Genomic DNA, 17,346 nt, shown 5'->3' with positions numbered 1-17,346 from the left:
TTTGTCGTTTGCAAGCAGGACAAATTCATTTTTGTGTCCTTCGATTATGTTATCACGATTGTCGTCGAACCATGAATATAAATCCTTTAGTTTATCCATGTTTACCCCCGTTTATCAATGATACTTTCCGTTGAATAAAACGTCAATATAGCTACACCATTCAATGGGAAACAACGACAATAAACGCGGCGTTGCATCACCCGATGCAGCACCACGATAACCCGCCCGTTTACGGTGTTTCAATTCACGCTCCCTGTCGGCTATCCGCAATATGCCATTGACAACGGAAAAACAATCAGGCTTTCAACTATCGAAGAGACAATAGCTATTATGGAAACAGATATACCGAGCGCCGACGATTAAAACACCCGCTTAGCGCCTCGAGGATTGTCGGCGTGCGGTTTTATAACAATACTTGAGAAAATAATAGCCCTGCGTAATTGAGGGACTTTTCTTGCAGCATTAAAATAAAAAACCGCCCTTTCGAGCGGAGGTTGCCCCAAGAGGCGTATAATCGCTATACGCATTCGGACAATTACAATATATGATGTATTTGTTTTTTGTCAAGTAATAAATAAAACCGCCCTTTCGAGCGGCCGGCGCCCCAAGAGGCGTATAATCGCTATACGCATTCGAGCAAGTACAATATACGGCCTTATTTATTATCTGTCAAGTGCGAAATTTTATCAAAAATCAGAAAACAAAGATGACTATATACATGAGGGATTATGATGGGGACACAGATATTTTTAGGCATCGTAGGCTTTTCCGGTATCGTCATCGTCGTAAACAAAATTATGCACTACCGTTGCTCAAAGCCCGGCAAAGATAAAACGATGACAAAGCTGAAACGTATTTGGGCGCTGCCCGTAAAGGAAAGCGCGGAAAACAGAAAGGCGCGCGAGCGGTTTAATAAATTACTTGAGCGCTAATTCTTTCGGAACAATAGTCCGAGCGCGACGAGTAAATCGAGTTTTTCGAGGACAACGGACGGGAGTTTATCGTCGAGACGGCTATGAACGAATTTGACGAGAAGCCAGACGAGGTAGTAAAAGCCTAAAACGGCGCCGATTATCACGGCAAGAATAAGTAAAGCGATCATTGCGCACCTCGTTTCAAACGTTAGCGTAAAACTAGAAAAATTCAAGGAGCCTTATTATATCGATTGAGGATATGATGTTTTGGAGATGGGGGGAATTGAACCGCTTTCAGTCGCATACATCCTGTATGCTTCTTCAAGCCGTCTCCGCTCGCTTCCGGCGGCATCCGTGCCCCCTCTTCCTCGCCCTGCTCGGCGCTCGCTTCGCGGGGTTCAATTCCCATTTTATTAAAATTACGAAATGCATTTTGGAGATGGGGGGAATTGAAGACAAAAAGCCCGTTTAGTATAGATATGTAACGTTATGTAATACAATGAATTGTCCTTTTTCATTGCACGCCAATAAACGCTACAAAACGCCATTGTGTCTACATTTTTGTATACAAAAACTGCTGTATACAAAATGAATTTGTTTTTTGGTAAAATATTTTATTAATTTTTCAAAAATTAATGATTTTCATAGCTACGTCCATATCGCTTTGTAGTGCTTGCATATCGGCAGTAAATGCGCGTCTATCCGCTTCCTCTCCGGACGCGGAATCATTATACATATCATATACACCGAATAAGTCGATAATACTTGCAACTCCGTCGATTGTCTTCGGTGTCGCAAACAGAAAATCGGTCATAATGTTTACCCCTATTCACGAATGATATTTCTCATTGAATAAAACGTCAATAATCTGTTTCAATTCACGCCCTTGCGAGCTATTTCATTTGTTATTTCATCGGCGGTTTTATCTGAAAAAGTTGATGATCACTATTTTTACCAAGAGGCAAAAAAATTCTTGTTGAAACATTTGTCAAATATTGACAAATGTTTAAAGCCTCTGCTATTATTGACGATAATGTAAATGAGGTAATTTATGTTATTGGGATACGGAGCGAAAAACTGCTGGTGCTTTAAGGATTGGCTGGATATAAATTTGCGATTAAGCGGATATGTTCCTGAAGAAATTTCCTTAGGCAAAGAGTATTCATTGGTACTGGGGTATGAAGGGGCCAATGCTTCCGGCAAAACAAATGCTTTAAAAGTTTTTGCATTTATCACGGATTTTGCTAAAAATAGTTTTTCGTATCCTACCGACTCACCGATTTTATTCGATTCGTTTTTTAATAATGGTAATTCATCCGAATTCTATGTTGAATTTACGGATGCGAACGAAGTTGAATATCGTTATGAAGCTATTTTGTATGAGGATTATGTTGAAAAAGAGACTCTCGTTTTAATTAAAAGTACAACGGAGGAAATTCTGTTTGAACGCAATAATAACGATATTGTCGAAAATAAACTCTATAATAACGAAAATAAAATTATTTTCAGAAACAATGCGTCTTTTATCAGTACGCTTCATCAATACGGAATAAAGGAAATAGAAACTGTTTATAATTTTTTTGATAAAAATATAATCAATGTGACATACAGAGGTTTAGATGATGAAATAAGTAAACACGTACCTATAATTTCCCAAATGTATTTTCAAGATAAAGAAGCTTTAAATTTCACCAAAAATCTTATTCAAAAATTCGACACGGGGATCGTAGATATTACAATTTCGTATCGAGAGGATGAGAAAAACAATAGAATATATTTCCCGATTTTCTTTCATGAAAACGAACAAGTTAAATATAGGCTAGGGATAGATTCGGAGTCGAGAGGAACAGAGGTTCTTTATATTAAGTTGCTTTTTTATTATCAAAATTTGAAGTTAGGCGGGGTGTTAATTCTCGATGAATTCGATATTAATTTACATCCCGATATTTTGCCGCATTTAATAAATCTTTTTACGGATCCAAAATCAAATCCTAATAATGCACAAATGATTTTTACAAGTTTGAATGCGGATATTCTTGATATTTTAGGGAAATATAGAGCTTATATATTTGAAAAAGAAAATGGAGAGAGTTTCGGTTATAGGCTTGACGAACCGGATACGAATATTTTGAGAAACGACAGAAAGGTATCCGCCCCTTACCGAAGGCATTTATTGGGAGGATACCCAAAAATTGAAGCATGATAATCTAAGAAAGAAAAATAAATTAGCAAATTTTCCGAAAGACAGTGTAGAAACCGCTTATAAAACGATAAAAGGGCTGTTGTCTTTTAATTTCAAATTTTTAGATTACACGCAGGGACAAAAATTTTCAGATTTGTCGGGCGAACAATTTTCTAAAATAATAGAAAAACTTAGATGGTATTCAAACGAGAATAGGGCGCATTGGGAAGCGGAATCTATAGGGCATACAGACGGTAAAGTATTAGCTGTTTATGAAAATTTTCCCTCGAAATCGGAGTTTTTCCATCCGAAACATGTTCCCGCCGGAGTAAAATGGGCTCGTTTCAGATTGGAGGGCGATCAGCGATTAATCGGATTTGTCATTGATAAAAAAGATGCTGAAGCATTCGGATTGCATCCTAACGTATTTTATATCGTCTTTTTAGACTTGTATCATAAATTTTATATTTCAAAAAAATAATATTTTTTGTCCGACGTCGACTAAAACGTCAATATCACTACATCACGCGGCGTTACACCGCCCGATGCAGCACCACGATAACCCGCCCGTTTACGGACAGCACGTCACCGTCGGTTTCTTTTATGACGATCGGCGCATATTTTTCATTCTCGCTTAAAACCCGCACGCAGTGTTCGGCGGGGTTGAATTCAAGGCGTTTTACCAGCACTTTATTATTTATCGATATGACGAATACCCCGTCTCCCTCGCGTTCTTCCGGCACAAATAAGACTATATCATTATGGCAGATTTGTATACCGCTCATGCTGTCGCCTTTGACGACGACGCCTTTGACTTGGCTCGCTTTGTAGGGGTAAATAAATCGATCGAGTATGGGGATTTGCGTAACGTCATAATATTCGGCAACTTCGCGTCCCGTTCCTGCGGCGGCTTCCACGCGATACATTTCGATTAAGGCGATGTCGTTGCTCCCGTTCATAGGGATTTTATCAAGCCCATTTATCCGATGCGCTTCGTTGCCCGTAACGAGATATTCAACCGAAACGCCGAGTGCTTCGGCAATTTTCATCGCCTCATCTGCACGGGGTAAATTATTATACCGGCGCAAGCCGTTGTAGGTATCATAATTTACTTCGATTGTCTCCAGAAAATCTTTTATCGTTGTGTTTTTATCTTTTAATAAATTCTTTACCCGTTCAAAAAAATTGTCAATCATACAATATATTTATCGGATTTATACCTCAATAACTTAAAAAATAGGTAAAATTGCATAAAAATAATATAAAAATGAGAAAAAATAACATATTCAACTTGACATAATAAGTAAATAAACGTATAATCGGCTTAAAGATTGGTAATTTTACCAATTAAAAAGAGCTACTAAACAACAGGTCTACTTGTTTAGTCGCTTTTGGTACCGAAACGGCGACCGTCAAGAAGTAGACCTCTTGGCGGTTTTTTTGTGGGCTTTGTATGCAAAAAGAGATTTTAAGCAAGGCGGATGTCGCGGAGCTTTTCGGGGTAACGGAAACGGCGGTGAACGGATGGATCGGGCGGCATACGGTGCCGTATCACAAAATCGGGGAGCGCGTATTTTTCAACCGCCGCGAGCTTATGGCTTTGGTCGGCGAGGATATGACGAACGAACAAAACGATACGGTGCTTGAGTACCTGTTAAATCTTGTGGAACAAAGGAGGGCGGAATTACGGGCGTGACGGGTGCGGGGTATATACCACAGTAACCCCGCACGATTTACGGATTGAGTATAGGTTCTTAAAGCCTATTTTTTATATGTTCGGCTAAGGCAATGCCGATGCGGAATACAAGTTCTTTGACATCGTAGGTTCGTCTACTGACACGTCGGACTAATCACCCGACGTGCCAAAATAAAATGATTGAAAAATCTATCATAGGGGGCATTATATGAAAGATTTATGGAAACAAGAGGACGCCAAAAACGAAGCACGTTTTGAAGCGTTCTTTACCGATTTGCGAAAGTTTGTGAAAAAATGGGACGTGGAGATAATCCGATACAAACGGGATTTTGATGATACGGTTTTAGTCGATTTCGACCTTAGACCGCATACAAAACACTGGGAGTATTTGAAAGGGAAAACGGTTACGGAAGCGGATTGTGTGGCGTCGTGCGCCAATAGCGATCTCGCAACTGTAACACCGAATTGAAAAAGTAATCGCTTAAAACGAATTGCGGGCATTCTTTCGGGCGGTCGTATTCCCAACGATTATACGTTCCGTTATACACTCGCTCGGCGATTGTCCGCATACGCGATAAAGCGGAATTCGCCGCCTGCCATTTCGACACATTTCCTTCTTGAAAATATGCGGCGGCTGCTTTTGTAGCTTGATATATAAAGGTGTAAATAGTTGCAAGGGAAAAATCGGGAATAATCGAATTAAAAAAAGCTTTTATTTCTTTTCCGACTGTATGCGGTAAGTGAAAGTTTTTCATTCGAAAGTCAAACAGCTGCATACATTCGGTGTATGCTATATCCTGCCATAGTTTCAAAACTTCGGACGTGGGAGCTTTTGAAAAGGACGGATCCAGCATTTGGGTGATAACATCATTAAAGTATTTGTTTTCACCGGGGTCAACATTTATATCGTAAACGACAAGGTTCATGTAATACGAAAAATCTTCTTTTTCCGTATTAACGCTTTTTATAGAGCGAACGTCGCTAGAAGTTGAGACTGTTAGAACATTTTGTGAATGCAAGTATCGTAATATTTCCATGTCGACTTCATGGCAATATGTAAGCGGACAGCTCCAGTTATCATACGGGGTAATGCAAAAGAAACCTGTACCTCCTCCGGCGCGAAGCACGGCACCGAGATACATCATGTCGGTAAAAGAAAGTTCTTCTATGGCTACGGGATTTCTTGGAGCTACCTCGGAGACGATGCGGGCAAGTTCGCTGTATTCCGATCCGGGTTCTACTTCACAAATGCGCATAGTTACTCCACGAGGTTTTTTAATCTTTCTTTGAGTTCTTTTAATTCCCGTTCAGCGGGGTTTGTGTCGGAGCCTGTAACAAGGTATTCGACAGATACGCCGAGCGCTTGGGCGATTTTGTAGGCTTCGAAAACATCGGGAGCGCTTTTTCTGCCGATTTTAATTTCCAGCGTTCTTGCGCTTAGCCCGATTGTTTCGGACAGCCCGCGTTGTGTTGTGTTATTCGATTTTATGAGTTGTTTTACTCGGTTCCAAAAACTAACCGCGTCCATACTCATATTATCGGTGAAAAATACATCAAAAAGGTGTATTTTTTACTTGACAATTACAGATTTATGATGTATAAATTAAATAAATAGTACATCATTTTGATGTGATAAAAATAGAGCGATGAGAAAACGGGACATTTTTTCCCATCGCTTTGGTGATGGTTCCGAAAGGAATATGAGCCGGATTGTGAAATGTCCCACAGTCCGGCTTTTATTTTTGGGGGTTCGGAGATGACACGATACGAACGGCTTGTTGCAACGATCGCCGACGAGACGGCGAAAGCGGAAGCGGCAAAAAAATGCGGCGATGAGAATATGGAACGCTTTCACCGCAACGCGGCGAAAGGATTTCAAAGGCGCCTGCGCTCGCTCTCGCTCGACGAAGCGGCGGAGCTTGTCGGATGAACGCGTTGCGCGATGTGCCGGAGAGCGAGGTTATCCGCGAGGTAAAAGAGGTGATCGACATCACCGGCTTGGAAATCCAGCGGGTAAACGTGGGCTGCTTTGCTGTCGGCGAGGGGCGCACGAAGCGGTTTGTTAGAACCGCCAAAAAGGGAACGCTCGACTACGAGGGCTACGACAATTACGGCCGGCACGTGGGCATCGAGTGCAAACGCCCTGTCGGCGGCAGGTTGTCGGACGCACAGGCGGCGCGGATTGCGGACATAAACGGCAAGGGCGGCGTTGCGTTTGTGGTAACAAGCGGCGCGGAAGCGATGGAATTATTAAAAATTAACAAGTGTATATAGGGGGTGCATATGGAAATGGAAAAGGTGAAATTGTCGAACTTACAGCACGGTGTCGTGATTGATATGTTCGACGAAGAATTCGGCAAGGTGTTAAAGAACATCGCCGACGACAACGTCAAGCCGGATGCAACGCGGGAAATCTGTATCAAGATACAGATAAAGCCCGACAAGACACGACAGACGGCGGCGACGAAGATCGACGTAACGAGCAAGCTCGCGCCTGTCAAATCGTCGGACGGCATGATGTTTATCGGCACGGAAGACAACGAAGTGGTTGCCTACGAAGACAACTACAATCAGCAGGAGCTCGGCATGGATAAGCCGACTATCTACAGAATGGCGGAAGCCGCAGGGGGACAATAAAAATGGATAAAGCAACGATCGACAAAATCGAAGAGCTTGCAATGCAAAATCGAACCGTCGAAGTCGACGGACAGGTGTTTTCGGAGCACAAGCTCCAGCCGGTGTATTTTACACCGCGCGCGGAATCGATCACCGTGCATAGCCTTTTGGGATTTTGCACGTATATCAATAACGGCTTTGACGGGCTGGCAAAAGATGACGTGATGGTCGTTGTCTATGATACCGATTACGTGGCTCTCGTCAGCAAGTTGTTCGGCAAAGACAAACAGCGCGAAAGTGTTATTGACGCCACGCTTTGCGATGTCGAAGAATTCCCGTTCGGGCAATTTATGACGCAGGAAGAATTCGCGATCAAATTCCGAAGCCTTTTTGTGCCGAGTGAAAAGAACGACACGAACTACGTTCTGTCGTTCGTCTCCAAATTGCACGGCGGAACGGCAATCACGACAGAAGACGACGGCATCACGCAACAGGTCGGCGTATCACGCGGCGTGTCCGGCAAAATGACGGAAAAAGCGACGTTGAAGCCGATTGTCAAGCTCGCGCCCTATCGAACGTTCCGTGAAATCGAACAGCCGGAAAGCGAGTTTTTGCTCCGCACTTGCCTTGACGACAAGAACATACCGCGTGTTGCGCTTTTTGAAGCGGACGGCGGCGCGTGGAGAATTACGGCGATGCGTCGTATCGCCGAGTACATCGCAAAAGCGTGTCCCGATGTAAAAATCATCGCATAAGACACAGGTCGGGCGCAACGAAGATACACGGCGGGTGCAAGCCCCGCGCGCTCGAATAACGCAAGCGGCCGCGCGCGTTTAATAATTTTCAAGAGGTGCAAGAATGAATGAAATTATTAAAAAAGAGCCTACGGAGATAATCACCCCCGTAGACGAAAAAACAATCATGGAATATCTCGACACGACCGGATTGACAAAATCGCTCTTGTCGAAAGAAAAGGCGATGTTTGTGAATATGGCGCGGCTGTACGGATTAAATCCGTTCAAGCGCGAGATTTACTGCACGGTATACGGCGAAGGGCAATATCGGCAGTGCTCGATCGTAACGGGTTATGAGGTGTACTTAAAACGGGCGGAACGTATCGGAAAGCTCGACGGTTGGCAGGCGCAAATCACGGGCAATTTGCAAGACGGGACGCTCGCCGCGACGGTTACGATCTGGCGGAAAGACTGGACGCATCCGTTTACACATACGGCGTTTTATACCGAGTGCGTGCAGACGAGTAAAAAGACGGGCGAGCCGAATGCGATCTGGCGTAAAATGCCGAGCTTTATGACGCGGAAGGTTGCAATCGCGCAGGCGTTTCGTTTGTGCTTTTCGGACGAGTTCGGCGGTATGCCGTACACCAATGACGAAATGGGCGTAGACGCGCCGAAAGAACGCGACATCACTCACGAAGCGTCGGCAACGATAGTTCCCGATGACGCTGCCGAAACACCGAATACGGAAGCGAAAAACGACACACCGGCTGCGGACGTGGTAATACAACTTGAAATGCTTTTGACAAAATACGGCAATCAATTAAGCGGAAAGCCGTACGAACTCGCCGAAGAAGCGCTCCGCACGGGAAGCGACGCGGAAGTCATTGCGATGTATGACCGCGTCGTCTCGTATCTCAAACGAAAAGGAATACAGGTAGGTAAATAATATGGCAGAAAAAAAACAAACGGAAAACGCACTTGAACAGGCAAACGCATTGCAGTTGGTCGTCACAAAAAATATCACGGGCGTACTCGAAACAAATATTGCGGGGCTTGAACTGTATGTCGATGAGAAGCTCAAAAGCTATACGCCCGAAACGTATCTCGGAGACGCTGACGCGGCGAAAAAAGACAGGGCGGAATTGAACAACGCGCAAAAACTCTTGTCGCAATCGCGAATACAGCTCATGAAAGAGCTTATGAAACCTTATGCCGATTTTGAAGCACGGTGCAAAACACTTGAAAAGAAAATCGGCGAAGCAAGCGGGAAGCTCGACGAAATCGTCAAGGCGAAAGAGGCGGAAGAAAAACGTGCGAAAGAAGCACGCGTCAATGAACTTTGGCTCTCGAAAAAATTTGATGTCGTACCGCTTGAAAAAGTTTTTAATCCGAAGTGGCTAAATAAAACGACAAAAGAGAGCGACATCAGCGCCGAGATGGACGCGATTATTAAACGGATTTATTCCGACCTCAAAATCATCGAAAAGTACGGCGATGACGCGGAGACACTCAAGGCGCATTATCTTATGTGCTTGAACATCTCCGACACGATGGACTACGGCGAAGAACTCGCGAAACAGCGGGAAGCGGTTGCAAAGGAAAAAGCTGAACGCGAAGCGCGAGAGCACGACGAGCAGATCGAAAAGCAACGCGCGGAAGTGCGCGAAGAAAACGCGCGGAAAATACAAGATGCGCCGATCGACAGGCTCGCGCAAGCGGCACTCGGCATCGAAAAACCGGCGGAAGAAAAAGCGGTCGAATACGTTGTAACAATCCACATAAAGCCGTCGGAAGTCAACGAGGTAAAATCGCTCCTTACATCGAACGGTATCGAGTACGTGAGTTTTGAGAGGTTGGATTTTTGAGCGAGGCAGGTATGACGGCGGTTATCGCAATCCCCGCGTACGAGACGGCGGCGGCGAAATCGAAAATCTTTCCGTCCGTGCTTAAATGCGCCGAATGGTTTTCGACGACGTCCGGCAGGATTAAAACGCATATCAAAAACGGCAAAGAATACGCGGGGTATTTTTTCGACGTGGCGATCGAAAAGCAAGGGGGTAGAAATGACAGGTGAACTTGCAAAAAAAGATATTACAAGTATCTGCGAAGCGGTCGGCGTTGTGATCGATCGTATGCCGGCAGGGAAACAGTTTTCCGGCTACGACTTAAAAAACGCGGTCGCGCGAATATATCCCGACTGCGTAAATTGCTACGTCGATACGGTGCTTCGGTGCGCGCGGTTAAAACGACGCGGGAGTTTTTTTGTCGTAAATCGGCACAAAAGTTTGTACCAAAAACGGGGGTAAATTATGACGGACATCAATCACGTGCTTGTAATCGGGAGATTAACAAGAGACTTCGGCGCTGACCCGCGAACGTTTTTTTATACGACGGGCGGGACGGCGTGCGCAAAGGTGAGCATTGCCGTAAATCGCAGCGTAAAACAATCGGACGGGCAATGGACGGACGAGGTGAGTTTTTTTGACGTTACGATCTGGGGAAAGACGGCGGAAAACTTGAAACCGTATCTAGTCAAAGGGAAGCAGATTGCCGTTGACGGCTATCTGAAGCAGGACCGCTGGCAAAAGGACGGGCAGAACTTCAGCAAAGTGAACATCGTTGCGAATTCAGTACAGTTACTCGGCGGCGGGACATCCGCGCCCGAGAGTACGCCCGCGCCGCAAAATTACGGACGCGTACAGGAAGCGTATCGCGACAACCCGTCGCAGGTGCCGCCGCGAATGCAGGGGAACTATATGCAACCGCAACAGCAGGTGTATCAAACGCCTACCGCGCAACAGCAATTCGGCGGGAGCGATGATTTTCCCGAAGATTTACCGTTTTAGGAGCGGCGGCGATGGTAACGGTTATTTTGCATCGAGAGTACGTCAAAGGGCATATCGCGTTTGCAGTGCCGACGGACACGGTGATCCGCGAGGCGATAAAGCGCGAGCTTACGAAGTGTCGCGACAAACATAACGATTATGTCCTTGTTACCATCGCGCCGCCGAAGCGCCCGCGCACAACGGGCGACGGATCGCAAAATCATCACCTCAATGGCCATATCATGCAGATATGCGTCGAAACAGGCAACGATTACGAAGCGGTAAAAAACGCTGTGAAAATGATTGCAGTTGAACAGATGGGTTATCCGTATACAGATTTTCACGGAGTTATAACTCCGAAGCCGGAGAGCGAAAGCAGTACCGACGAGTGCGCGAAACTCATCGAAGCCGCGCACATACTTGCGGCGGACTTGGGAATAATTTTACGTGAGGATTGAGATGACAAAAACTAATCCGATAATCGTTGCCTCGTTTGAGGAAACGGTCCAGACCGGTGAATACGACTGGAAAGACGTGTTGCTTACAAAGGTATGCGACAACAACACGACGATCGGAGAGCTTGTCGAATGGGCGGGGCGAAATCTCGATCGGGATTATTTTGAAATGAAACTCACGCGAGGCGATAGGTGACCGAACAGCAAATGCAACAGCGCCGATACGCGCTCGCAATAAGCGGCGGGGTATGCGAAGTGTGCGGCGCACCTCTCGGGGTGAGAGCGCAGGGGGCGCACCGCATCGGAAATACGAAAGCAAACCGCGCGAAATACGGCGATTTTGTTATCGATCACCGATACAACGTCGGTATGACGTGCAGTCTAAAATGCAACGCGGTGCTTGATATAAGCCGCGATGACGGAGCGTGTATCGCGCTCTGTAAAAACATATACGACACGGAATTATTAAAATACGGGGGTAAATAAATGAAAATAATTATTATTAAGATTATAGACAAGACGGTGTATCTTTTATCTCTTTTGTTTGGAATGATTGCATGGGTGCCAATGTTGATAGCTGAGGGGCTTACATTGATTTTAGATTGGACGGATAACAAACTGTCTGAACACGAAGATAACGAAAGAAAAAAACGAGGGTAAATAAATGAAATCACGCGTACTGTATCTGTCCGGCGCAATAACAAATAACCCGAATTACGAGCGGGATTTTGATAAGGCGTACAAAGACTTAACCGACGCGGGTTATACCGTAATATCGCCGCTTGCTATTTGCGACGACAAATGGAGCTGGAGTACGTGTATGCGCCGCTGTATTGAAGTGCTGGTAATGCAATGCGATGCCGTTGCGATTATCCCGCCGGAGTACGCTTCGGCGGGAATGGAGCTTGAAATGCAAATAGCCGAGCGGCTTGGTATGCAGGTAAAAACGGTTAAAACGTGGATAAAAGAGGGGAAAAATGAGCGATAAAATAAAACTTTACGAAGTCAAGAAAGGTTATTACAAAAACGGTGATTATTATATGGCGTGGAGTTTGTATAACAAATGGACAGGCTTGATGCGACCAGTAAAAGGAGCGGCTGAAATGGACGGGGAGAAGCACCAGAGGGCGCTCGAATATCTTTTTAAAGGTAAGGATGAGTAAATAATATGACATTTACTTTTAAAAAATGGAAAGCACACCACTACGACAATGATAGACCTGTTGAACCTTACAGCGAAAGCGAAAACGCAGAGCAATGGGCGATGATTGCTTATTATGCAGAAGATAAACTACAAGAAGCATTTAACGCAGGTAGAAAAATACAAAAGAGCAAAAAGAAGTTTTGGGGAATAGTAAAGAGAATGCTCGTGGCATCATATATATTTTATATCACGACGAATATGACACTGGGATATACAAGTGGCGATCAAATAAAAGTAATCTTTTATGGGTTTTGCCTTGTGATATTTGAACTGGCGTTAATACTTGCAAAGTAGGGGAAGATAAAATGGCTGACAGTTTTGTATTTTACGCATCATTTGCTGAAGCAATGGACACGCTCGACAACGAGCAGTACGGAAAACTTATGCGGGCGATAAACGAGTATGCTATTTTTGATAAATGGCCGAAATTAACCGGTGTTTTAAAAATAATTTTTACACTTATCAAACCGCAGATTGACGCAAATATAGTTAAGCGCAACAGCTATTTACAAGACGTAGAAAACGGTAAAAAAGGCGGACGTCCTGAACGATTTACGCAAGAAGAAAAATTACAAATTGCTTTAGAAAATCATGACGGAGTGCCGGTCGGTCGTATTGCTGACGAGTATGAATGCTCTATCAGCTTAATTTATAAAGTATTAAATGAAGTCTCCGATGCGGAATTGGGAAATTACATAAACTCTTTACATTTACATAAACCCGTTTGTGTAATTCCACAAACCATAAATGATAATGTAAATGCAAATGCAAATGTAAAGGAAAATGTAAATGATTTACCCGAACCCCCTACGGGGGTTTCGGGCATTCCTCCTGAAGCGCCGCCAAAAACAAAAATAAATCGCATAACACCGCCGGATAAAGCACTGGAGCTTGCTCATTTGCTTGCCGCTCTACACAAAAACTATGACAGTGCCTATGCGCCGAGTGAAAAGCATATTACAACATGGGCAACCGACATAGACAAGCTCAATCGTCTTGACAAGCGCTCTTACGACGACATCGAGCAAGTTATTCGCTGGGTAAAAACCGACGGTAATTTTTGGCTGCCGAATATCATGAGCGGTGCAAAGCTCCGCGAGAAATTTCCGGTGCTCTATGTGCAGATGATACACCCGCATACGAGTAGGGGCGGCTCACCGCCGAAAAACGGCATGGACGGCGATCAAAGCCAGCAATCAAAGGCGAGCGAAATCGTCAAAAGTTGGAAAACGGGGGTATACGCATGAGCGACATACACACACAAATACGCTCAATCGGGTGCGCGATCGACACCGAAATCGCTCGGCTCCAGAAAATCCGCGACGACTTACTCGCAGACCCCGAAGTGGCGAGCGAGTGGGACAATCGGGCACGGGAAGTCGAGCGCGAATACTACGCGACGCTTGCCGAAAGTGCGTATCACAAAATCGTGCCGCCGAAGTTTTTTGATATGCCGCACGAACTCAATACGGCGGGAAGCGAAGCGCGGGCGAGGTTTTACCGCGACGCTCTAAATGCGTTCGAACTCGTCAAGGCGGGGAAGCCCGTGTCAATTTTAATGCTCGGCGAATCGGGGATCGGGAAGTCATACCTCGCGTGTTGGATGATACACGAGCTTATACACACACAAAAGCGCGGTAGCACGTATGATTTGCCTGCGTACTGGTCGGGCGATTACGTTACCGGCTCGACGCTTTCGGCGCGGTATAAAACCGCCGAAGCGTTCGGATCGCACGAAACCCGCGACAGAATTTCCTACGAGCTTACTCTCGCGGATTTTCTTGTCGTCGATGAAATCGGGCGGAAAAAAACGCAGTGGGAGCAGGACGCGATTTTCGACATTGCGGATGGCCGGCAAAAAAGCACGGTATACATCAGCAATTTGTCGCTTGATGATTTCGCGGGCTATGTCGGCTCGGCCGTAATCGACCGGCTCAATCCGACGAAAATTTTGATATCAACGGTGGGATGCGAGAGTTGGAGAGTGTAGCGGACGGTGAGGAGCCAAAAATTGACGTTGCGAGAATACCGCATTATGACGCCCCGCAAGACGATAATGAGCAGTTGCTCGAATATCAGTACCAGTACAAAGTCGAGGGGAAAGAAAATGCGCTCTCAAAAATGTACGAGCTTGGCTATGTAATTTCTCGGCGTTATATCGCCACAGAAGGACAGCAAAATTGGAAAGTCAAGCTATTGAGCCGCGATGACAAGGCGGAAAAGGCGCATAACGCGATAACGTACATCATCGCGCGATACAAGCGCGTACCGACGTTTTTTATTGCAAAAAGTTTTACGGCGTATTTATTTTTGCGAGTGCGGCACGAATTGTACTACACGCGCAAAGTCGACAAATTGATAACGTATGTGGATTACCTGTAAGCGTATAAAACAAAAATGACTATATATGTATGGAGATAACCTGTAAAACAAACGACACCCTGCCATTGTCGGCATTGACCGAATTTCAAGGCGGGCTAAAAAAACGCACGGAAGACGATTATAGTAAAATCATAAAGAGCATAAATAAATATGGTTTTGCTTTTCCGTTTTTTGTCTGGCAGCACGACGGGGTAAATCACGTACTCGACGGACACGGCAGGCTCGGCGCGTTGCAACGTATGACGGCTGCCGGCGAGAGCATACCCGATTTACCCGTTGTTTACGTAAACGCAAAGGACGCGGCGGACGCGAAGAATCTATTGCTTCGGTTGAATTCTACTTACGGGCAAATGACAGAGGAGAGCGTTGCGGATTTTGTCGGACAAATTGATATAGATTTTGACGACTTGCAGCTACCTAGTGGTTTTATAGACTTTGCAGGTCTTGAGGCAAACGTTGAGGATTTTGGCACAGATTTTCAGCTTGCCGACGGCGACAAAAGCGAGATTTGCCAAATAACATTTACACTGCACGAGCGGCAAAAGGCGTTAATCGAGTATGCGTTAGATCAGGTTGCGGATCATATTGAGGAGACGTTTGGCAATACAAATAAAAACGGTAATGCGTTATATGAGGTGGTAAGGCAGTGGGCAGAGCAAAAGAGGTAATGATAAGGGTTATCCCGTCTAAAATTGCAAATCCGTTTATTAAAACACATCATTACAGCGGTAAAATTGTAAACAACTCCTGTTTGCATTTTGGTGCTTTTCTCGATGGTCGTTTACACGGGGTTCTGTCTTACGGCCCGTCACTGGATAAATCAAAAATGGTCGCCCTTGTTAGTGGGACTGGGTGGAACGAGTTTTTAGAGCTTAACCGCATGGCTTTTGACGATTATTTGCCGCGTTTTTCCGAGTCACATTGCATATCACAAAGCATAAAACTAATAAGAAAGAATGCGCCGCAAATAAAATGGATTGTATCGTTTGCTGACGGCTGTTCGTGCGGAGACGGTACGATTTATCGGGCGAGTAATTTTGTGCTAACGGGTATCAAAGAAAATGAAAACCTTGTGCAACTCCCGAACGGAGATAAGGTACACAAGATGACCCTTGAATCTAATCCTAAGGCGCCTAGAAAGGAGCTTGGCGGAAATTCTTATTATGATATTACCGGCGGAAAGTTTGATTTCAAGAAATACGTAGAGGTGACAAGGGGAAAGGTTTTAACTGGTTATCAACTGCGATATATATATTTTATAGACCGCAGGGCACGGGATCGCCTTACGGTGCCGATTATACCGTTTTCTAAAATAGACGAACTGGGCGCGGGGATGTATAAGGGCGAACGGGTTACGATGACAGAACGGCACGCGCAGGGAGTGTCGTGGAAAGAAGATAGAAACAGAAAAAACTCCGATACGTCCGAGAGAGTAAATTGTAAAAATTGAGAATGGGTGAAATATGGCAAGCTATCGAGGGATAAAAAAAGAAACGGTACTTGAAGCTATAGACGGGAGCGTCGGAATTGTATTAACTGTTGCTCATCGTCTTAATTGCTCGTGGGATACAGCGCGAAGTTTAATAAACCGATGGGCAGAAACAAAAAAAGCGTTCAGTGCCGAAACGGAAAAGATACTTGATCTCGCAGAAGGACAGGTATTTAAGGCAGTAAAAGAGGGTGATATCTCTACGGCTAAATGGGTGCTTTCGAAAAAAGGCCGCCAGCGCGGGTATGAGGACACACCGACGATACGCCTTGATTCGACCGATCCATTAAATATCAATTTTTCTGGCGAAAATAGCATAAACAAAGACGAACTTGTCAAGGCAAGCAATGTAGAACTCGGGAAAGGCGATGGCGAATAAGCGCATCGTACCGAATGAAAACAATATTACTCCGTTTATTCATCAACGGCAAATGGTTGCAGGACCGCATATTTTGCCGGATTTTGACTGGTTTATCCTTGCAGGCGGCTACGGGTGTGGGAAAAGTTTTTGTATTGTGCTTGCAATCCTTGACATTGTAAAAACCTATAACGGACACGATGTCGCAGTCGGTATTGGCAGTACAACGATAACGCTCATTAAAAAAACCGTACTCAAGGATTTATTTGCCATACTCAAGCGCACGCACAGTATTTATAGTTTTAATCGACAGGATAATACGCTTGTTATCGGTACAATAACGTTTTTTTTAATTGCAATCGAACAACCTGAAGATGTTTATGCCTATAACGTCAGCATTTTTTTATGCGACGAAATCGATGAGCTTTCACAGCAAAAGGTGCTTGCCGCAAATAAGGCAATTCGCGAGCGTACTCGTATCGTGTTAC

30 protein-coding genes are annotated in these 17,346 nt (G+C 44.9%); 25 read left to right on the top strand and 5 right to left on the bottom strand.

Going from position 1 to position 17,346, the window contains the following annotated elements:
- Positions 1 to 728 precede the first annotated feature (728 nt).
- A complete protein-coding gene (locus H9I36_RS07550; RefSeq protein ID WP_187384766.1) occupies positions 729 to 932 on the top strand; it encodes a hypothetical protein in 204 nt (67 codons plus the stop codon).
- On the opposite strand, the gene H9I36_RS07545 is transcribed toward H9I36_RS07550, so the two are convergent.
- Both H9I36_RS07545 and H9I36_RS07540 read right to left on the bottom strand, forming a co-directional pair.
- Positions 929 to 1,102 (bottom strand): hypothetical protein, encoded by a 174-nt coding sequence (locus H9I36_RS07545; protein ID WP_187384765.1) that lies wholly within the window; start codon positions 1,100 to 1,102, stop codon positions 929 to 931. The two genes, H9I36_RS07550 and H9I36_RS07545, sit on opposite strands and share 4 nt — an antisense overlap.
- 437 nt (positions 1,103 to 1,539) lie before the next feature.
- The gene (locus tag H9I36_RS07540; RefSeq protein WP_187384764.1) at positions 1,540 to 1,728 is read right to left on the bottom strand and encodes a hypothetical protein; all 189 of its coding nucleotides are present in this window, start codon (positions 1,726 to 1,728) and stop codon (positions 1,540 to 1,542) included.
- Positions 1,729 to 1,965: 237 nt separating this feature from the next.
- Between H9I36_RS07540 and H9I36_RS07535 the strand changes: the two genes are divergently transcribed.
- Together H9I36_RS07535 and H9I36_RS07530 are read left to right on the top strand one after the other, a co-directional pair.
- Complete coding sequence (locus H9I36_RS07535; RefSeq protein ID WP_187384763.1) at positions 1,966 to 3,117, top strand: AAA family ATPase; 1,152 nt, start codon at positions 1,966 to 1,968, stop codon at positions 3,115 to 3,117.
- On the top strand, positions 3,107 to 3,577 hold the full coding sequence (locus H9I36_RS07530; RefSeq protein WP_187384762.1) for a hypothetical protein: 471 nt from the start codon (positions 3,107 to 3,109) through the stop codon (positions 3,575 to 3,577). Before H9I36_RS07535 ends, H9I36_RS07530 begins: the two co-directional genes overlap by 11 nt.
- A 52-nt stretch (positions 3,578 to 3,629) precedes the next feature.
- On the opposite strand, the gene H9I36_RS07525 is transcribed toward H9I36_RS07530, so the two are convergent.
- Positions 3,630 to 4,292 carry an XRE family transcriptional regulator gene (locus H9I36_RS07525; protein WP_187384761.1) on the bottom strand — a complete coding sequence of 221 codons (663 nt, stop codon included), beginning with the start codon at positions 4,290 to 4,292 and terminating at the stop codon, positions 3,630 to 3,632.
- A gap of 257 nt (positions 4,293 to 4,549) precedes the next feature.
- Here H9I36_RS07525 and H9I36_RS07520 point away from each other — a divergent pair, with 257 nt between their 5' ends.
- Positions 4,550 to 4,792: a helix-turn-helix domain-containing protein gene (locus tag H9I36_RS07520; RefSeq protein ID WP_187384760.1), complete on the top strand. Its 243-nt coding sequence runs from the start codon at positions 4,550 to 4,552 to the stop codon at positions 4,790 to 4,792.
- A 404-nt stretch (positions 4,793 to 5,196) separates the two neighbouring features.
- On the opposite strand, the gene H9I36_RS07515 is transcribed toward H9I36_RS07520, so the two are convergent.
- Together H9I36_RS07515 and H9I36_RS07510 are read right to left on the bottom strand one after the other, a co-directional pair.
- On the bottom strand, positions 5,197 to 6,048 hold the full coding sequence (locus H9I36_RS07515) for a hypothetical protein (protein ID WP_187384759.1): 852 nt from the start codon (positions 6,046 to 6,048) through the stop codon (positions 5,197 to 5,199).
- Positions 6,049 to 6,050: 2 nt separating this feature from the next.
- Positions 6,051 to 6,320: a helix-turn-helix domain-containing protein gene (locus H9I36_RS07510; protein WP_187384758.1), complete on the bottom strand. Its 270-nt coding sequence runs from the start codon at positions 6,318 to 6,320 to the stop codon at positions 6,051 to 6,053.
- Between the two features lie 228 nt (positions 6,321 to 6,548).
- Here H9I36_RS07510 and H9I36_RS07505 point away from each other — a divergent pair, with 228 nt between their 5' ends.
- The 21 genes from H9I36_RS07505 (at position 6,549) to H9I36_RS07405 (ending at position 16,879) form a co-directional block, all read left to right on the top strand.
- Positions 6,549 to 6,722 (top strand): hypothetical protein, encoded by a 174-nt coding sequence (locus H9I36_RS07505; RefSeq protein WP_187384757.1) that lies wholly within the window; start codon positions 6,549 to 6,551, stop codon positions 6,720 to 6,722.
- Positions 6,719 to 7,066: a VRR-NUC domain-containing protein gene (locus H9I36_RS07500; protein WP_187384756.1), complete on the top strand. Its 348-nt coding sequence runs from the start codon at positions 6,719 to 6,721 to the stop codon at positions 7,064 to 7,066. Before H9I36_RS07505 ends, H9I36_RS07500 begins: the two co-directional genes overlap by 4 nt.
- A gap of 15 nt (positions 7,067 to 7,081) precedes the next feature.
- Complete coding sequence (locus tag H9I36_RS07495) at positions 7,082 to 7,429, top strand: hypothetical protein (RefSeq protein WP_187384755.1); 348 nt, start codon at positions 7,082 to 7,084, stop codon at positions 7,427 to 7,429.
- A 2-nt stretch (positions 7,430 to 7,431) separates the two neighbouring features.
- Positions 7,432 to 8,163, top strand: coding sequence for a hypothetical protein (locus tag H9I36_RS07490; protein WP_187384754.1), 732 nt, complete (start codon positions 7,432 to 7,434; stop codon positions 8,161 to 8,163).
- Between the two features lie 103 nt (positions 8,164 to 8,266).
- Entirely contained in the window at positions 8,267 to 9,091 is an 825-nt protein-coding gene (gene bet / locus H9I36_RS07485) for a phage recombination protein Bet (RefSeq protein WP_187384753.1), read from the top strand.
- 1 nt (position 9,092) lies between these two features.
- Positions 9,093 to 10,010: a DUF1351 domain-containing protein gene (locus H9I36_RS07480; protein WP_187384752.1), complete on the top strand. Its 918-nt coding sequence runs from the start codon at positions 9,093 to 9,095 to the stop codon at positions 10,008 to 10,010.
- An 11-nt stretch (positions 10,011 to 10,021) separates the two neighbouring features.
- Entirely contained in the window at positions 10,022 to 10,219 is a 198-nt protein-coding gene (locus H9I36_RS07475; RefSeq protein WP_187384751.1) for a hypothetical protein, read from the top strand.
- A gap of 235 nt (positions 10,220 to 10,454) precedes the next feature.
- A complete protein-coding gene (locus tag H9I36_RS07470; protein ID WP_187384750.1) occupies positions 10,455 to 10,991 on the top strand; it encodes a single-stranded DNA-binding protein in 537 nt (178 codons plus the stop codon).
- Between the two features lie 11 nt (positions 10,992 to 11,002).
- The gene (locus H9I36_RS07465; RefSeq protein ID WP_187384749.1) at positions 11,003 to 11,428 is read left to right on the top strand and encodes a hypothetical protein; all 426 of its coding nucleotides are present in this window, start codon (positions 11,003 to 11,005) and stop codon (positions 11,426 to 11,428) included.
- A 1-nt stretch (position 11,429) separates the two neighbouring features.
- Positions 11,430 to 11,621, top strand: coding sequence for a hypothetical protein (locus H9I36_RS07460; protein WP_187384748.1), 192 nt, complete (start codon positions 11,430 to 11,432; stop codon positions 11,619 to 11,621).
- Positions 11,618 to 11,911 carry a hypothetical protein gene (locus H9I36_RS07455; RefSeq protein ID WP_370586959.1) on the top strand — a complete coding sequence of 98 codons (294 nt, stop codon included), beginning with the start codon at positions 11,618 to 11,620 and terminating at the stop codon, positions 11,909 to 11,911. Before H9I36_RS07460 ends, H9I36_RS07455 begins: the two co-directional genes overlap by 4 nt.
- On the top strand, positions 11,912 to 12,085 hold the full coding sequence (locus H9I36_RS07450; RefSeq protein ID WP_187384747.1) for a hypothetical protein: 174 nt from the start codon (positions 11,912 to 11,914) through the stop codon (positions 12,083 to 12,085).
- 4 nt (positions 12,086 to 12,089) lie between these two features.
- Positions 12,090 to 12,413 carry a DUF4406 domain-containing protein gene (locus H9I36_RS07445; protein ID WP_187384746.1) on the top strand — a complete coding sequence of 108 codons (324 nt, stop codon included), beginning with the start codon at positions 12,090 to 12,092 and terminating at the stop codon, positions 12,411 to 12,413.
- A complete protein-coding gene (locus H9I36_RS07440; protein WP_187384745.1) occupies positions 12,403 to 12,588 on the top strand; it encodes a hypothetical protein in 186 nt (61 codons plus the stop codon). The genes H9I36_RS07445 and H9I36_RS07440 overlap by 11 nt, the downstream gene beginning before the upstream one ends.
- A 5-nt stretch (positions 12,589 to 12,593) precedes the next feature.
- A complete protein-coding gene (locus H9I36_RS07435) occupies positions 12,594 to 12,923 on the top strand; it encodes a hypothetical protein (protein ID WP_187384744.1) in 330 nt (109 codons plus the stop codon).
- Between the two features lie 11 nt (positions 12,924 to 12,934).
- Positions 12,935 to 13,876: a DUF6291 domain-containing protein gene (locus tag H9I36_RS07430; RefSeq protein WP_187384743.1), complete on the top strand. Its 942-nt coding sequence runs from the start codon at positions 12,935 to 12,937 to the stop codon at positions 13,874 to 13,876.
- Positions 13,873 to 14,619, top strand: a complete 747-nt coding sequence (locus tag H9I36_RS07425; RefSeq protein WP_187384742.1) for an ATP-binding protein — start codon at positions 13,873 to 13,875, stop codon at positions 14,617 to 14,619. Before H9I36_RS07430 ends, H9I36_RS07425 begins: the two co-directional genes overlap by 4 nt.
- A gap of 74 nt (positions 14,620 to 14,693) precedes the next feature.
- On the top strand, positions 14,694 to 15,011 hold the full coding sequence (locus H9I36_RS07420; RefSeq protein WP_255422701.1) for a hypothetical protein: 318 nt from the start codon (positions 14,694 to 14,696) through the stop codon (positions 15,009 to 15,011).
- A gap of 29 nt (positions 15,012 to 15,040) precedes the next feature.
- Positions 15,041 to 15,679, top strand: coding sequence for a ParB N-terminal domain-containing protein (locus H9I36_RS07415; RefSeq protein WP_187384740.1), 639 nt, complete (start codon positions 15,041 to 15,043; stop codon positions 15,677 to 15,679).
- Positions 15,658 to 16,461, top strand: coding sequence for a Mom family adenine methylcarbamoylation protein (locus H9I36_RS07410; protein WP_222864664.1), 804 nt, complete (start codon positions 15,658 to 15,660; stop codon positions 16,459 to 16,461). Before H9I36_RS07415 ends, H9I36_RS07410 begins: the two co-directional genes overlap by 22 nt.
- A 13-nt stretch (positions 16,462 to 16,474) precedes the next feature.
- Positions 16,475 to 16,879, top strand: coding sequence for a hypothetical protein (locus H9I36_RS07405; RefSeq protein WP_187384739.1), 405 nt, complete (start codon positions 16,475 to 16,477; stop codon positions 16,877 to 16,879).
- Positions 16,880 to 17,346: the final 467 nt, after the last annotated feature.

Origin of the sequence: Treponema sp. Marseille-Q4130, from assembly GCF_014334325.1 — a bacterium.
Classification (GTDB): Bacteria; Spirochaetota; Spirochaetia; order Treponematales; family Treponemataceae; genus Treponema_D.
This window is presented reverse-complemented; position numbering and strand designations above follow the sequence as displayed.

What these genes read in the sequence shown, in the direction of transcription:
- H9I36_RS07550 (WP_187384766.1), top strand. Translation starts at nt 729, where the DNA reads ATGATGGGGACACAGATATTTTTAGGCATCGTAGGCTTTTCCGGTATC.
- H9I36_RS07545 (WP_187384765.1), bottom strand. Translation starts at nt 1,102, where the DNA reads ATGATCGCTTTACTTATTCTTGCCGTGATAATCGGCGCCGTTTTAGGC.
- H9I36_RS07540 (WP_187384764.1), bottom strand. Translation starts at nt 1,728, where the DNA reads ATGACCGATTTTCTGTTTGCGACACCGAAGACAATCGACGGAGTTGCA.
- H9I36_RS07535 (WP_187384763.1), top strand. Translation starts at nt 1,966, where the DNA reads ATGTTATTGGGATACGGAGCGAAAAACTGCTGGTGCTTTAAGGATTGG.
- H9I36_RS07525 (WP_187384761.1), bottom strand. Translation starts at nt 4,292, where the DNA reads ATGATTGACAATTTTTTTGAACGGGTAAAGAATTTATTAAAAGATAAA.
- H9I36_RS07520 (WP_187384760.1), top strand. Translation starts at nt 4,550, where the DNA reads ATGCAAAAAGAGATTTTAAGCAAGGCGGATGTCGCGGAGCTTTTCGGG.
- H9I36_RS07515 (WP_187384759.1), bottom strand. Translation starts at nt 6,048, where the DNA reads ATGCGCATTTGTGAAGTAGAACCCGGATCGGAATACAGCGAACTTGCC.
- H9I36_RS07510 (WP_187384758.1), bottom strand. Translation starts at nt 6,320, where the DNA reads ATGGACGCGGTTAGTTTTTGGAACCGAGTAAAACAACTCATAAAATCG.
- H9I36_RS07505 (WP_187384757.1), top strand. Translation starts at nt 6,549, where the DNA reads ATGACACGATACGAACGGCTTGTTGCAACGATCGCCGACGAGACGGCG.
- H9I36_RS07500 (WP_187384756.1), top strand. Translation starts at nt 6,719, where the DNA reads ATGAACGCGTTGCGCGATGTGCCGGAGAGCGAGGTTATCCGCGAGGTA.
- H9I36_RS07495 (WP_187384755.1), top strand. Translation starts at nt 7,082, where the DNA reads ATGGAAAAGGTGAAATTGTCGAACTTACAGCACGGTGTCGTGATTGAT.
- H9I36_RS07490 (WP_187384754.1), top strand. Translation starts at nt 7,432, where the DNA reads ATGGATAAAGCAACGATCGACAAAATCGAAGAGCTTGCAATGCAAAAT.
- bet (WP_187384753.1), top strand. Translation starts at nt 8,267, where the DNA reads ATGAATGAAATTATTAAAAAAGAGCCTACGGAGATAATCACCCCCGTA.
- H9I36_RS07480 (WP_187384752.1), top strand. Translation starts at nt 9,093, where the DNA reads ATGGCAGAAAAAAAACAAACGGAAAACGCACTTGAACAGGCAAACGCA.
- H9I36_RS07475 (WP_187384751.1), top strand. Translation starts at nt 10,022, where the DNA reads ATGACGGCGGTTATCGCAATCCCCGCGTACGAGACGGCGGCGGCGAAA.
- H9I36_RS07470 (WP_187384750.1), top strand. Translation starts at nt 10,455, where the DNA reads ATGACGGACATCAATCACGTGCTTGTAATCGGGAGATTAACAAGAGAC.
- H9I36_RS07465 (WP_187384749.1), top strand. Translation starts at nt 11,003, where the DNA reads ATGGTAACGGTTATTTTGCATCGAGAGTACGTCAAAGGGCATATCGCG.
- H9I36_RS07460 (WP_187384748.1), top strand. Translation starts at nt 11,430, where the DNA reads ATGACAAAAACTAATCCGATAATCGTTGCCTCGTTTGAGGAAACGGTC.
- H9I36_RS07450 (WP_187384747.1), top strand. Translation starts at nt 11,912, where the DNA reads ATGAAAATAATTATTATTAAGATTATAGACAAGACGGTGTATCTTTTA.
- H9I36_RS07445 (WP_187384746.1), top strand. Translation starts at nt 12,090, where the DNA reads ATGAAATCACGCGTACTGTATCTGTCCGGCGCAATAACAAATAACCCG.
- H9I36_RS07440 (WP_187384745.1), top strand. Translation starts at nt 12,403, where the DNA reads ATGAGCGATAAAATAAAACTTTACGAAGTCAAGAAAGGTTATTACAAA.
- H9I36_RS07435 (WP_187384744.1), top strand. Translation starts at nt 12,594, where the DNA reads ATGACATTTACTTTTAAAAAATGGAAAGCACACCACTACGACAATGAT.
- H9I36_RS07430 (WP_187384743.1), top strand. Translation starts at nt 12,935, where the DNA reads ATGGCTGACAGTTTTGTATTTTACGCATCATTTGCTGAAGCAATGGAC.
- H9I36_RS07425 (WP_187384742.1), top strand. Translation starts at nt 13,873, where the DNA reads ATGAGCGACATACACACACAAATACGCTCAATCGGGTGCGCGATCGAC.
- H9I36_RS07415 (WP_187384740.1), top strand. Translation starts at nt 15,041, where the DNA reads ATGGAGATAACCTGTAAAACAAACGACACCCTGCCATTGTCGGCATTG.
- H9I36_RS07405 (WP_187384739.1), top strand. Translation starts at nt 16,475, where the DNA reads ATGGCAAGCTATCGAGGGATAAAAAAAGAAACGGTACTTGAAGCTATA.